Source organism: Streptomyces sp. NPDC004266 (assembly GCF_042874095.1).
Taxonomy (GTDB): Bacteria; Actinomycetota; Actinomycetes; order Streptomycetales; family Streptomycetaceae; genus Streptomyces.
Window position 1 is genome coordinate 302,436 of the sequence record NZ_JBIAMM010000008.1, and the last position, 13,494, is coordinate 315,929.

Genomic DNA, 13,494 nt, shown 5'->3' on the forward strand with positions numbered 1-13,494 from the left:
CTCCGCTCCGGTCAGTCGCGTACGTGCAGCCCGAAGCCCGTGCGGCCCTCGGGCTCCAGACCCTCCTTCAGGTGGAGCGAGGGGATCTCGTAGTCGCCGAAGTTCTGCCGGCGGAACGGGATCGGTTCCGTCGACTCCAGGGTGAGCAGGCGCTGTTCCCAGGTCTCGGCGACGCCCCGGTAGTCGTCGTCGGTCATCCGGTCGGTGCCGTACAGCACGAACGGCGGCAGCACCTCGATGCCCGGGTAGTAGAGGATGCCGTGGTGGATCGGGAACAGCAGGTCGTCGATGGGGCCGTTGATCCCACGGGCCGCGTAGTGCGACCGGGGGCCGCCGGCGGTCACCGACAGCAGTGCCCTCTTCCCCGCCAGGGTGCCTTCGCCGAAGCGCTCGCCGTACTTGGTGTCGTTGTGCTCACCGATGCCGTAGGCGAAGCGGTAGGTGAACACCCGGTCCACCCAGCCCTTGAGGATCGCGGGCATCGTGTACCACCAGAGCGGGAACTGGAAGATGATCGTGTCGGCCCACAGCAGCTTCTCCTGCTCGGCCACGACGTCCGGGGTGAGCGTCCCGGCGTCGAAGGCCCGGCCCGAGTCCAGGGCGACCTTCAACGGCCTGGAGGCCGCGGGGCCGTAGTCCGCGGCGTCCACGACCGCCTTCCAGTTCATCGCGTACAGGTCGCTCACCCGTACCTCGTGCCCGGCGGACTCCAGGGTGGAGACCGCGAGGTCCTTCAGCGAGCCGTTGAGCGACTCGGGCTCCGGGTGGGCGTGGACGATCAGCGTCTTCATGGGAACTCCTTCGGATCGGATGCCTTCGATCCTGGGCTCCGCGGCGGCCGGTGTTCAGGGAGGCCCCTTCCGTCGGACCGGACTTCCTGGTAACGGCAGGGCCACCTTCGTGGGCGCGGCCGAGGCCATACTGGAGGGCATGGACGATCTCGCGGGTTTCCTGCGGACCCGGCGCGCCCGCATCGACCCCGCCGCCGTCGGCATCCCCACCGACAGCCGCCGGCGGGTCGAAGGGCTGCGCCGCGAAGAGGTCGCGCATCTGTCGGGCGTCAGCGTCGACTACTACGTGCGCCTGGAGCAGGGCCGCGCGACCCAGCCCTCCGAGCAGGTCCTCGACGCGCTCGCCCGCGTCCTCGGCCTCGACGAGACCGAGCGCGGACACCTCCACCGGCTCGCCCGCCAGCGACGCCGTCCGACGAAGGCACCGGTCGGACGCCTCCGGCCCGAGCTGCTGCGCGTCCTCGACCTGGTCGCCGACGCACCCGCGCTGATCATGAACCACCGCATGGACGTCCTCGCCGGCAACCGTCTCGCCCGGCTCCTCTACGGGCGGCCGATCCCCGGCCTGAACATCGCCCGGCACATCTTCCTCGAGGAGGCCGAGCGCGGTCTCCACGCGGACTGGGAGACGTGCACGCTCGATGTCGTCGGGCACCTGCGCCTGGCCGCCGGCAAGCATCCCGACGATCCCCGGCTGGCCTCGCTCATCGGTGAGCTCGCCATGGGCAGCGAACGTTTCCGCCGCCTCTGGGCCCGTGCGGACGTGCGCGCCCGCACCCATGGGCGCAAGGCGTACCGGCATCCGCTGGTCGGACTGCTCGAACTGCACCACGAGAACTTCGCGCTGCCCGAGGAGTCCGGCATGGAACTGCTGGTGCTGTCCGCAGCCTCCGGCAGCCCGGCCGAGGACGGGCTGCGCCTCCTCGCGGGCCTGGACGCGGACGGGACCCCCGCGCGTCCTCCGGTCGACGCCCGGGTCCGCGAGTGACCGCCTGACGACGCTCGCCTGACGACGCTCGCCCGGCGTCGGGACGCCCCCGGGAACGGTCCGCGGTCCGCGAGCACGCGGGGGGTGAGTAGGCTCGGGGTGCCGCGCCGGGGGCCAGCAGAGGAGAGACACGTGTTCGTGAAGGTGTGCGGGCTCAGGACGACCGCCGACATCGATGCGGCGGTCGCGGCCGGGGCCGACGCCGTCGGGCTGGTGATCAGCGGGACCAGTGTGCGCGGGCTCGACCGGGACCGGGCGGCGCGACTCGCCGCCCACGTCCCGGCGGGTGTCCTGTCCGTTCTCGTGGTCAACGACACCCCCGCCGCCGAGGCCGCCCGCATCGCCGGTGAACTCGGCGTCGGCGCCCTCCAGCTGCACGGCACCGCGTACGGCGAGGAGGATTTCGCGGCCGCGGCCGGGATCTTCCCGCGGCTGTGGCGGGCCACCTCCTTGAGCGACCGGCCGGACACGCGTGTCGGCGCCTACGGCGAGGAGGTCCTCCTCCTCGACTCGCCCCGGGCGGGCTCCGGCGAGCCGTGGGACCTGTCCCTGCTGGAGGCCGCGCGGCCCGAGGGCGCGTGGCTGCTCGCCGGAGGACTCGCACCGCACAACGTCGGCGAGGCGATCGACCGGGCGCGTCCCTGGGGGGTCGACGTGTCCAGTGGTGTCGAGTCCGCTCCGGGCGTCAAGGACCACGATCTGATCCGTACGTTCGTCACCGCCGCGAAGCAGGCCGCCCCGCACGGCGCCTGACCGATGAAGATCACTGCCTTCGCCGTGCATCCCTGAAGCCCTTTCGTGCGTCTTCCATGCGCCGGGTCCGTGTCCGGCCCCGTCGCGCGGTCCGGCAGAACCCGGCCGGCTGCCGCGCGGCCCGGCCCCCGCGGACCCGGAAGACATCGATCTCTACCAAGGGCAGAAGACTTTGCTGACTCCGACACTCGGTCTGCGCAGTGCCGTGACCGTCTCGCTCACGGCCTCGGCCGTACTGGCCGGCGGCCTCTTCGCCGGCCAGGCGTACGCCGCGCCGCCGGTCCCGTCGATCACCGCTCCCGGTGGCTTCGTCATGAACAACGGGACGGGGACGACGTTGTACGGGAAGGCCGCGGACACCCGCCGGTCGACCGGGTCCACCACGAAGATCATGACCGCGAAGGTGGTGCTGTCCCAGCGGAACCTGAACCTCGACGCCAAGGTCACGATCCAGAAGGCCTACAGCGACTACATCGTCTCCAAGAACGCCTCCTCCGCCCGGCTCATCGTCGGGGACAAGGTGACCGTTCGTCAGCTCCTCTACGGCCTCATGCTGCCGTCGGGTTGTGACGCCGCCTACGCGCTGGCCGACAAGTTCGGCACGGGCACCACGCGGGCGGCCCGCGTCAAGTCGTTCATCGGGAAGATGAACGACGAGGCGAGGAAGCTCGGCCTGAGGAACACCCACTTCGACTCGTTCGACGGGATAGGGAGCGGGCAGAACTTCTCGACTCCGCGCGATCTGACGAAGATCGCGAGCAGCGCGATGAAGAACTCCACGTTCCGCACCATCGTCAAGACGAAGTCCACGACGCAGAAGGTGACCACCAAGAGCGGTGGTTACCGGTACATGTCGTGGAGCAACACGAACAAGCTCCTCAGCACGTACAGCGGTGCGATCGGCGTGAAGACCGGTTCCGGTCCGCAGGCCAAGTACTGCCTCGTCTTCGCGGCCACCCGTGGCGGCAAGACGGTCATCGGCACGGTCCTCGCCTCGCCGTCCGAGGCGAACAGGGCGGCCGACGTCAAGAAGCTGCTGGACTACGGCTTCGCCAGGTAGTCGGCGCACGACGGCGTCCGTCCGTCCCGGCTGCCTCCCGCCCGGCGGGAGGCGGCCCGGCGGCGGAACTCACACGGGGTGCTTCGCCGTCGGCCGGACGCCGAACCACTGCTCGGCGCCGTACTCCTCGAACCGGTCCGCCTCGGTGAACCCGAGCTTCGCCGCGAGGCGCACGGCGCGGTCGTTGTCGGTGCGGGTGGTGAGCACCACCGGCTCGCCGGGGAGCGCGCCGGCGTGCCAGTCGAGCGCCGCCGCGCACGCCTCGGCCGCGTACCCGCGTCCCCAGGCCTCCGGCAGGAACATGTAGCCGAGCTCCGCCTCCCGGCCTTCCGGGCGGACGTGCCCCGGGCGCTCCGGGTCCCGCCGGTCGAGCGTGATCACGCCGATCATCGCCCCGTCGAGATCGACCACGAAGAGGCCGGGGCGCCGTCCGGGCACCTCGGGCATCGCGCGGTCGAGTTCGTCGCGCGGTCGAGCGCCGCCTATGTAGGTGCCCACCTCCGGCGAGGCGAACAGTTCGACGAATGCCGCGCGGTCCCGCGCCTCGGACTCGCGGAGCACGAGCCGTTCGGTCTTCAGCGGGGCGGGCGGCCAGAGAGCGGGTCCCAGTTCGGTCATGGCGGGCAACTTAGCGCACGCCCGTACGAGAGTTCGGGAAGTGCGGGCCACGGTGAGGCGGTCGAGTCCCCGGGCGCGGATCACGTACGGCATGGCTCCCGAGGCCCGAGCGGGGCCGAGACGCCCCGGCCCGCCCCGGCCCGCCCCGGTCCGGCCCCGGTCCGCCGTGCGCCCGCCGCGTGCCTGCCGGAAACCTGCACAACGTGTGCGTGTCGAGGGTCGGGGCCTTCACCTTTCCCCGACACCACCGGGGCCGGGGCCGCCCGAACGGAACCGTTCTGTCCGTTTAAGTTCCGCGTGCGGGACGGGGCGGCCGAATCTGTTACTCGGATTCGAGGAGAAGGTGTCGGCATTCGGTGAAATTGGAGTCACGGCCGCTTCCCGAGGTGCAGAAACACCCGCACAGGGGCGTCAACCGAATTTCTCCGGTCAGCCGTTCACGTGATTTGATCAATCCCGCTGCGGCCGCAGAAGACGGATTCCCCCCCCCATGAACGAAGGGTGCGCATCATGCGTCACGACCTTGAGACCGCTGAGATCTCCGACGCCGACCTCGACGCCGTCTCCGGCGGTCTCGTCACCGTCTCCGGCGGCCTCGCCGGCGCCGTGACCGGCGACGTCACCAACCTCCTCGGCACCGTCGGCTCCCTGCAGACGATCCAGGGCGCCGAAGGCCTCGTCGCCGGCGTCCCGGGCCTGGCCGCCGGCATCACCGGTGTCTCGGTGAACACCGCGGGCATCACCGGCATCGCCGGCATCTGAGTCCGGCTTCGCCCGTGAACCCCGGAACCTCCCCGGTTCCGGGGTTCACGGTCACCCCCTGAGAACGACCGCGGAAATCCCGACCGCGGAATGTACGAGAGAATGCAGTCGAAGGAATAGTCCGTGCAGTTCCGCCGCAATGCGCTTTCCAAGCTGCAATCGCCCGAAGAACTCGACGTGCCCGTGCGTTTCGCGCGCCCCCAGGGCCGTCTGGTGCTCGCCGTCACCGTCGTCGTCATGGCCGCCGCCGGTTTCTGGGCCCTCGCCGGCACGGTGACGTCCAAGGTGAACGCCCCCGGCCTCCTCACGCACGCCGAGGGCACCTATCTGCTGCAGAGCCCCGTCGCCGGACAGGTCACCGACGTCCTCGTCGAGGAGGGCCGGCCCGTCTCCCCCGGCGCGCCGCTGCTGACCGTCCGTACGGACCGGGGCGACCGACAGGTCCGTGCCGTCGCCGGCGGCCGCGTCACCACGCTGTACGCGAGGCTGGGTTCGGTCGTCACCACCGGCGCCGACGTGGCGACCGTGGAGCGCGTGACCGACCCGCACGCCCCGCTGATGGCCGTCCTGTACCTGCCGGGCGACACCGCCGCCACGATCCGCGCGGGCGCCCGGGTCGACCTCGGTGTCCAGTCCGTCCCGCGCGACCGGTTCGGCGTGCTCCGCGGGCGGGTCCGCGCCGTCGGCCGCACTCCGCAGACACAGGCCCGACTCGCCTCCTTCCTCGGCGACGCCGGGCTCGCCGCGCGCTTCTCCCGCGAGGGCGATCCGGTCGCGGTGCTCGTCGCCCTGGACCGCTCCCCCGCCACCGCCTCCGGGTACGCCTGGTCCTCCGCGGACGGGCCCCCGCACGCCCCCGTCTCCGGCACGCCCGTCACCGGTTCCGTCCACCTCGCCGCGCAGCGGCCCGTCGACTGGCTGCTCCCGTGAGCGCGTCCCGGGCGGCCACCCGGGCCCGGTCCGGCGGCAGGTCGCGCGGCTCGGCCCGCAGGCTCCCGCCGGCGGGCGGGCCCCGACGCCGCACGCGGCTCCCCGGGGGCCGCCGGCCCGGCACCGTCCGCACCCCCACGGTGCTCCAGATGGAGGCCGTCGAGTGCGGCGCCGCCGCCCTCGCGATGGTCCTCGGGCACCACGGCCGGTTCGTCTCGCTGGAGGAGCTCCGCATCGCCTGCGGCGTCTCCCGCGACGGGTCCCGGGCCGGGAACCTCCTCAAAGCGGCCCGGGGGCACGGGCTCCAGGCCAAGGGCATGCAGATGGACCTGGCCGCGCTCGCCGAGGTGCCCGGCCCGGCCATCCTCTTCTGGGAGTTCAACCACTACGTCGTCTACGAGGGCATGGGCCGCCGTCTGGGCCGGCCCGGCGTGCACATCAACGACCCCGGCAGTGGCCGCCGGTTCGTCCCCATGGACCGATTCGACACCAGCTTCACCGGCATCGTGCTCACCTTCGAGCCGGGCCCCGGCTTCCGGCGCGGCGGCAGCCGGCCCGGCGTCCTCGCCACCCTTCCGGCCCGGCTGCGCGGCACCTCCGGCACCATGGCCGCCGCGGTCGTCGCCAGCCTCCTCCTGGTGGCCGTCGGCGCGTGGGTGCCGGCCCTGAGCCGTACGTACATCGACATGTTCCTCATCGGGCACCAGACGTCCCTGCTCGGCGTGGTCTTCGCGGCGATGGCCACCGCCCTCGTCCTGACCGGGACGCTCACGGCCCTCCAACAGGCCAATCTGCTGCGCGGGCGCATCATCGCCTCCACCTTGGGGGGCGCCCGCTTCCTGCGGCACCTGCTCCGGCTCCCGCTCGCCTTCTACGCGCAGCGGAGCCCGGCCGACCTCGTCCAGCGCCTCCGGACCAACGACGCGGTCGCCGAGACCCTCGCCCGCGACCTGGCCGCGGCGGCGGTCGACGCCGTCGTCGTCCTGCTGTACGCCGTACTGCTCTGGACGTACGACCCCCAACTCACCGTCGTCGGCGTGCTGATCGCCCTGCTCAACGTCGTCGCCCTGCGCGTCGTCGTCCATCTGCGGGCCACCGGCACGCAGAAACTGCGCGCCGAGAGCGCCCGGCTGACCAACACCGCGTACAGCGGGCTCCAGCTGATCGAGACGATGAAGGCCACCGGCGGCGAGGACGGCTTCTTCCGCCGCTGGGCCGGACAGCACGCCACCACCCTCGACGTGCAGCAGCGGCTCGGCGTGCCCAGCGCCTGGCTGGCGGTCGTCGCTCCCGCCCTCGCCGCGCTCAACAGCGCGCTCATCCTCATGATCGGCGGTCTGCGGGCGGTGGAGGGACATCTCACCGTCGGCCTGCTCGTCGCCTTCCAGGCCCTCGTGACCGGCTTCACCGCGCCGATCACCCGGCTCAACGGAGTGGCGGGCCGCGTCCAGGACTTCGCCGCCGACATCGCCCGTCTCGGGGACGTCGAGAACTTTCCCGTCGACCCGGTGCACACCCGCCGGGCGCCGGGCGCCGCCACCCGCCGCCTCACCGGCCACGTCGAGCTGGAGGGCGTCACCTTCGGCTACAGCCCCCTCGACGCGCCGCTGCTCAAGGACTTCTCGCTCACCGTCGGCCCCGGCCGGCAGGTCGCCCTGGTCGGCGGGTCCGGCAGCGGCAAATCCACCGTCTCGCGGCTGATGTCCGGGCTCTACACCCCGTGGGAGGGCGTGATCCGCATCGACGGGATGCGTCTGGAGGACATCCCGCGCGGCGCCCTCGCGGCCTCCGTCTCCTTCGTCGACCAGGACGTCTTCCTCTTCGAGGGCACCGTCCGCGACAACGTGGCGCTCTGGGACCCCTCCGTCCCCGACGAGGCCGTCGTCGCCGCCCTCCAGGACGCCGCCGTGTACGACGAGGTCGCCCGGCGTCCCGGCGGCATCCGCGGCCGCGTCGAGCAGGACGGCCGCAACTTCTCCGGCGGCCAGCGCCAGCGCCTGGAGATCGCCCGCGCGCTGGTGCGCCGCCCGAGCGTCCTGATCCTCGACGAGGTGACCAGCGCGCTCGACGCGGCGACCGAGCAGACCGTCATCGACAACCTGCGGCGGCGCGGCTGCGCCTGCGTGGTCATCGCCCATCGGCTGAGCACCGTGCGCGACAGCGACGAGATCGTCGTGCTCGACCGGGGCACGGTGGTGGAGCGCGGGCGTCACGAGCAGCTCGTCGCGGCGCGGGGCACGTACGCCGCTCTGGTCAAGGAGCACTGAGGTGAACGTCCCCCATCCGCCCGCCGACGTCGCCGGCGTCCGGCAAGGCGGCGCCCCGGACCCGGTCGTCGACGCCCTGGGCGGGCTCGGCACCGCGGTCGACTGCTCCGGCCTGCGCAGCCTCGCCCTCGAAGGCCCGCACGTCCTCTGGCTCGTCGTCGAGGGCGTCCTCGACCTGTTCGCCGTCGACGCGGCGCGGCTGGGCCCCTGGCACTTCCTGGGGCGCCTCGAAGCGGGCGCGCTGCTGCTCGGCCCGGTCGACGGCCCCGCGCACACCCTGATCGGCCGCCCCGCCCAGGGCTGCCTGCTGCGCCGTGTCGAGCTGCGCGAACTGCCGTATCCGGCCGGCCAGGCGTACGCCCCGGAGGGGTACGGGCAGCAGGGACACGAGCAGTGGGCGTCCGGCGGCCAGTGGTACGAGGGGCAGTGGTACGAGGACCGGAGCGCGTACGGCACGGGGGCCGAGGCCCCGCTCAGCCCCCTGGAGCACGCCTTCGCGCTCGGCATCGGGCGCGGGCTGCGCGTCCTGTACCAGGCGGCCCTGGACGGCAGCCCGGGCGAGGCCCCGGGCGCGGCCGACGACGACGTCCTCTGGATGCGGCTCGTTCCCGGGAGCATCGCGTACGGAGCCGCCTACGCGACGGGCCACCAGGGTCACGGGGGGTACGAGGGCGACGGCTCCGGGACCCTCCTCGTGGACCCCGCGACCTGGCAGGGCATGGTCGACCAGCAGTACCGGCTGCTCCACGCCCTGGGCGACTGGGTCGAGCAGCTCGAACGCGACCACGAGGACCGCGCCGCCGCGGGGATCGAGGCCGGTCGGGCCGCCCGCACGCGGGCCGACCACACGCTGCTCGCCTCCATCGGCCGCTCCGGCGGCGCCCCCGGGGGCCGGGTCGCCGACGACGACGCGACCTACGCCGTGTGCCGGGCCGTCGCCGCCGAGGCGCGCATCGCCCTCGCCGATCCGGCCGAGGCGGCCGCGGACCCCGGGCACCTCGACCCCGTCGAACGCATCGCGCTCGCCTCCCGGGTCCGCACCCGGGGCGTCCGGCTGGGCGACCGCTGGTGGCGCGAGGACAGCGGGCCCCTCGTGGGGCACCGCGCGGCGGACGGGGCCCCCGTCGCCCTGCTGTGGCGGCGCGGACGGTACGTGTCCTTCGACCCCGCCACCGGTGAGCGGGAGCGCGTCGGCCGGGCGGGGGCCGCTGCGTTCGCACCACGGGCCGTCATGTTCTACCGGCCGCTGCCCGACCGGCCCCTCGGCCTGCTGCGGCTGCTCCGGTTCAGCGTCCGGGGGACCCGGGCGGAGCTCCGCGACCTGCTCCTCGGCGGGCTCGTCGCGGTCGCCCTCGGCGCGCTGGTGCCCGTCGCCACCGGCAAGGTCCTCGGCTCGTACGTCCCCGCGGCCGAGACCGGGCTGATCGTCCAGGCCGGCTTCGCGATCATCGCCACCAGTGTCGTGTCGGCCGCGTTCATGCTGCTGCAGAACACCGCGATCCTGCGCATGGAGGGCCGCATCGAGGCGACCCTCCAGCCGGCCGTCTGGGACCGGCTCCTCCGCCTGCCGACGACGTTCTTCGCCGGGCGGTCGACCGGCGAACTGGCCGGTGCCGCCATGGGCATCAGCGCCATCCGCCGGGTCCTGTCCGGCATCGGCCCGGTGGTCGTCCAGGCGGGCACCGTCGGCACGGTCAACCTGGTGCTGCTCCTCGTCTACAGCGTGCCGCTGGCCCTCGTCGCGCTCGCCCTGCTGCTGGCCACGGCCGCGGTCTTCCTGGGCCTCGGCCTCTGGCAGCTGCGGTACCAGCGGCAGCTGGTCCGGCTCGACAACAAGCTCGACAACCAGGCCTTCCAGACCCTGCGCGGGCTGCCGAAGCTGCGCGTCGCGGCGGCCGAGAGCTTCGCCTACGCCGCCTGGGCGGGGCAGTTCGCCCGGACCCGCGAACTGCACCGGCGCATCGGGCGGATCAAGAACGTCCTCGCGGTCCTCGGCGCGGTCTGTCTGCCGCTGTGCACGCTCGTCATGTTCGCGCTGCTGGCCGGGCCGGCCCGCGGCAGCCTGTCCGCGAGCGAGTTCCTCACCTTCAGCACCGCCGTCACGATGATGCTCTCCTCGGTCACGCAGCTGACCGGAGCGCTCCTTTCGGCCGCCGCCGTCCAGCCCATGTTCGAACAGATCAGGCCGGTTTTCCGGGAGACGCCCGAGGTCCGCGCCTCCAGTGCCCCGCCCGGTGAACTGACCGGTGCGATCGAGGCCGAGAACCTGTCCTACCGCTACACCGAGGACGGCCCGCCGGTCCTCGACGGCGTCAGTCTGCGGATACGGCCGGGCGAGTTCGTCGCGATCGTCGGGGCCAGCGGCTGCGGCAAGTCCACGCTCCTGCGGCTGCTCATCGGCTTCGACCGGCCGGCCTCCGGCACCGTGCGGTACGACGGCCAGGACCTCGCGGCCCTGGACCTGGCGGCCGTGCGCCGCCAGTGCGGCGTCGTCCTCCAGAACGCCCAGCCGTTCTCCGGCTCCGTCCTCGACTGCATCCGCGGCGCGGGCGCGCACCCGCTGGAGGACGTGTGGGCCGCCGCCGCGATGGCGGGCCTGGCCGAGGACATCAAGGCCATGCCCATGGGCATGCACACGATGCTGTCCGACGGCGGAGGCACCGTCTCGGGCGGCCAGCGGCAGCGGCTGATGATCGCTCAGGCGCTCGTCCGCAGGCCCCGCGTCCTCTTCTTCGACGAGGCGACGAGCGCCCTCGACAACGAGGCCCAGCGGATCGTCATCGAGTCGACCCGCGCCCTGAACGCGACCCGCGTGGTGATCGCCCACCGGCTGTCCACCATCATGGACGCCGACCGGGTGATCGCCCTGGCGGACGGACGCGTCGTCCAGGAGGGCACGCCCGCCGAACTCCTCGCCGACACGAACGGGCTGTTCCACGAGCTGGTCCGGCGGCAACTGGGCTGAGGCCTCCGCTCCCCGGCCGTGAGGTCGTCGCGCGGCCCCCGCGGGGTGAAACCGCACGGGCCGTCAGAGCGTGTACGCGTACGGCAGTGATCATCGCGGAAGGAAGCACCTTGCACTCCAACGGATTAGGACCGTCCCGTCGTACCGCCCTCGCCCTGGGCGTCGGCACGGCACTCACGGCCGCGCTCGCGGTGGGCGGAGGAACCGCGCAGGCCGCACCGGAGGCGGGCGGCGTCGTCGCGCGGCTGCGGCGCCTGGAGCGGGAGCACACGGCGCGGCTCGGGGTGTTCGCCCGTGACATGCGCACGGGCAGGACCGTGGCCCACCGGGCTGACGAGCGCTTCCCCATGGCCTCGTTGTTCAAGACGCTGGCCGTCGCGGCCGTGCTGCGCGACCTCGACCGCGACGGGGAGTTCCTCGCCCGGCGCGTCCACTACACCCAGGCGTACGTCGACAGGTCGGGCCTCTCGCCGGTCGCCGGGCTGGCCGAGAACGTCTCGAACGGCATGACCATCGCCGAACTCTGCGACGCCACCATCCGCTTCAGCGACAACACCGCCGGCAATCTGCTCCTCAAGGAACTGGGCGGCCCCACCGGCGTCACCCGCTTCTGTCGCTCGATCGGGGACCGCGTCACCCGGCTCGACCGGTGGGAGCCCGAGCTCAACTCGGCGGAGCCCTGGCGGGTCACGGACACCACCACCCCGCACGCCATCGGCCTCGACCACGCCCGCCTCGTGCTCGGCGACCTCCTGGAGCCCCGCGACCGCGAGCGGCTCACCGACTGGATGCTCCGCAACACCACCAGCACCGAGAAGTTCGGCCGCGGTCTGCCCGCGGAATGGCTCCTCGCCGACAAGACCGGCTCCCCCCGCTACGGCGGCGCCAACGACGTGGGCATCGCCTGGCGGCCGGACGGCACGCCGATCGTCCTGGCCGTCCTCAGCACGCAGCCCGAGGAGGACGCCCCCACCGACAACCCGCTGGTGGCCGGGACGGCGGAACTGCTGGCGGAGGAGTTCAGCCGGTAACGTCGCCGCCATGAACGCCACCGGCAAGGAATCGCGCCATCTCAGCGTCCACGTCGACCGGACCGTCGACGAGGTCTACGCCTACGCGTCGGACCCGGCCAACCTGCCCGCGTGGGCCCACGGGCTGGGGGGCTCCGTCGAGAAGGTCGGGGACGAGTGGGTCGCGGACTCCTCCCCCCTGGGACGCGTCACGGTCAGGTTCGCGCCCCGCAACGAGCTGGGCGTGCTCGACCACGACGTCACGTTCCCCTCCGGGGAGACCTTCCACAACCCGGTCCGCGTGATCGCCGACGGCACGGGAAGCGAAGTGGTGTTCACCCTCCGCCGGCAGCCCGGCACGAGCGACGCCGACTTCGAGCGCGACGCCGCCACGGTCGCCGCCGACCTGAACCGGCTCAAGGAGCTGCTGGAGTCCGTCTAGTCGCGCGCCCGCTCGGCCGGGGCCCGCCGGAGCGGGCTCAGCGCAGTCGGCGGGCGCGCAGCACCACGTCGTGGGTGTGGTGCGCGCCGGCCCCGCCGTCGGGTGCCACGCGGGGCCGCTGTTCGTCCACCTCCACCACCCAGGCGTCGTCGAGCGCAGCCGCCACCATCGAGGGCCAGACGTAGTCGGCCGGGTCGAAGCCGCTCCCGTCCGGCTGTCGGGTCTCCATCCCGGCGTGGTGGACGAGCAGCAGCACGCCGCCGACCGCGACGGCCGAGATCAGCGCGCGTTCGGCCGCGGCGTCGGGCGTGCGCAGCAGTGCCGGGTACTGCGCGGAGACCAGGTCGAAGGAGGCCGGCGGGAGCGCCGCCTCCGTCAGGCCGGCGTGGACCCAGCGGACGGCGACGTCGGCGTCCCGCGCGTGCTCGGCCGCCCGCTCCAGTGCCACGCCCGAGACCTCGAGGCCGGTCACGTCCCAGCCGCCGCGTGCGAGCCAGACGGCGTCCGCGCCCTCGCCGCAGCCGACGTCGAGCACTCGGCCGGGGGTGAGCCCGGCGACCTCGGCGACGAGCGCGCCGTTGGGCCGGCCGCTCCAGAGTCTTTCCCGGTCGGCGTAGAGGTCGTCCCACTTCGCCCGTACCGCGGGGTCTCCGAGGTATCCGTCGGTGGGCGAAGGGGTGCGGGCGGAGGCGGGCGTACCCGCCGCGGTGTCGTCGGTCACGGACGCACCGTCGCCCATCGTGCCCCGCTCACGCCACCGCTGTTGCCGGTCCGGCAAATCGACGGCGCACACGATGATCCAAAATACCCGGGGGGGTATTTGACTTCGCCGCGACGCCCCCCTTACGGTCGAGTACGAAAATACCCATGGGGGTATCGAGTGGCGGCGCTTCGATGCGCGATCCGCG

The 13,494-nt window shown here is 73.1% G+C and carries 12 protein-coding genes; 9 read left to right on the forward strand and 3 right to left on the reverse strand.

The annotated features are described in order from the left end of the window. Window positions 1-11: 11 nt before the first annotated feature. Entirely contained in the window at window positions 12-791 is a 780-nt protein-coding gene (locus ACFYUZ_RS21345) for an NAD(P)H-dependent oxidoreductase (protein WP_389311482.1), read from the reverse strand. A gap of 139 nt (window positions 792-930) precedes the next feature. Between ACFYUZ_RS21345 and ACFYUZ_RS21350 the strand changes: the two genes are divergently transcribed. The 3 genes from ACFYUZ_RS21350 (at window position 931) to ACFYUZ_RS21360 (ending at window position 3,592) form a co-directional block, all read left to right on the forward strand. Then, window positions 931-1,779, forward strand: a complete 849-nt coding sequence (locus ACFYUZ_RS21350) for a helix-turn-helix transcriptional regulator (protein WP_389311484.1) — start codon at window positions 931-933, stop codon at window positions 1,777-1,779. A gap of 132 nt (window positions 1,780-1,911) precedes the next feature. Beyond that, window positions 1,912-2,532 (forward strand): phosphoribosylanthranilate isomerase, encoded by a 621-nt coding sequence (locus tag ACFYUZ_RS21355; protein ID WP_389311486.1) that lies wholly within the window; start codon window positions 1,912-1,914, stop codon window positions 2,530-2,532. Between the two features lie 193 nt (window positions 2,533-2,725). Next, window positions 2,726-3,592, forward strand: coding sequence for a D-alanyl-D-alanine carboxypeptidase family protein (locus ACFYUZ_RS21360; protein WP_389311667.1), 867 nt, complete (start codon window positions 2,726-2,728; stop codon window positions 3,590-3,592). Between the two features lie 69 nt (window positions 3,593-3,661). Here ACFYUZ_RS21360 and ACFYUZ_RS21365 read toward each other — a convergent pair whose 3' ends face one another. Next, entirely contained in the window at window positions 3,662-4,210 is a 549-nt protein-coding gene (locus ACFYUZ_RS21365; protein ID WP_389311488.1) for a GNAT family N-acetyltransferase, read from the reverse strand. Window positions 4,211-4,720: 510 nt separating this feature from the next. On the opposite strand from ACFYUZ_RS21365, the gene ACFYUZ_RS21370 reads away from it, so the two are divergent. The 6 genes from ACFYUZ_RS21370 (at window position 4,721) to ACFYUZ_RS21395 (ending at window position 12,586) form a co-directional block, all read left to right on the forward strand. Further along, complete coding sequence (locus ACFYUZ_RS21370; RefSeq protein WP_389311490.1) at window positions 4,721-4,972, forward strand: hypothetical protein; 252 nt, start codon at window positions 4,721-4,723, stop codon at window positions 4,970-4,972. 123 nt (window positions 4,973-5,095) lie between these two features. Next, window positions 5,096-5,902 carry an HlyD family efflux transporter periplasmic adaptor subunit gene (locus tag ACFYUZ_RS21375; protein WP_389311491.1) on the forward strand — a complete coding sequence of 269 codons (807 nt, stop codon included), beginning with the start codon at window positions 5,096-5,098 and terminating at the stop codon, window positions 5,900-5,902. Window positions 5,903-6,051: 149 nt separating this feature from the next. Beyond that, on the forward strand, window positions 6,052-8,169 hold the full coding sequence (locus tag ACFYUZ_RS21380; protein WP_389311669.1) for an NHLP family bacteriocin export ABC transporter peptidase/permease/ATPase subunit: 2,118 nt from the start codon (window positions 6,052-6,054) through the stop codon (window positions 8,167-8,169). A gap of 1 nt (window position 8,170) precedes the next feature. Further along, window positions 8,171-11,134: an NHLP bacteriocin export ABC transporter permease/ATPase subunit gene (locus ACFYUZ_RS21385; protein ID WP_389311493.1), complete on the forward strand. Its 2,964-nt coding sequence runs from the start codon at window positions 8,171-8,173 to the stop codon at window positions 11,132-11,134. Between the two features lie 110 nt (window positions 11,135-11,244). After that, on the forward strand, window positions 11,245-12,165 hold the full coding sequence (gene bla, locus ACFYUZ_RS21390) for a class A beta-lactamase (protein WP_389311494.1): 921 nt from the start codon (window positions 11,245-11,247) through the stop codon (window positions 12,163-12,165). 10 nt (window positions 12,166-12,175) lie between these two features. Then, window positions 12,176-12,586: an SRPBCC family protein gene (locus ACFYUZ_RS21395; RefSeq protein ID WP_389311496.1), complete on the forward strand. Its 411-nt coding sequence runs from the start codon at window positions 12,176-12,178 to the stop codon at window positions 12,584-12,586. Between the two features lie 37 nt (window positions 12,587-12,623). Here the strand turns inward: ACFYUZ_RS21395 and ACFYUZ_RS21400 are convergent, their stop codons facing one another. Then, window positions 12,624-13,307, reverse strand: a complete 684-nt coding sequence (locus tag ACFYUZ_RS21400; protein ID WP_389311497.1) for a class I SAM-dependent methyltransferase — start codon at window positions 13,305-13,307, stop codon at window positions 12,624-12,626. Between the last annotated feature and the right edge of the window lie 187 nt (window positions 13,308-13,494).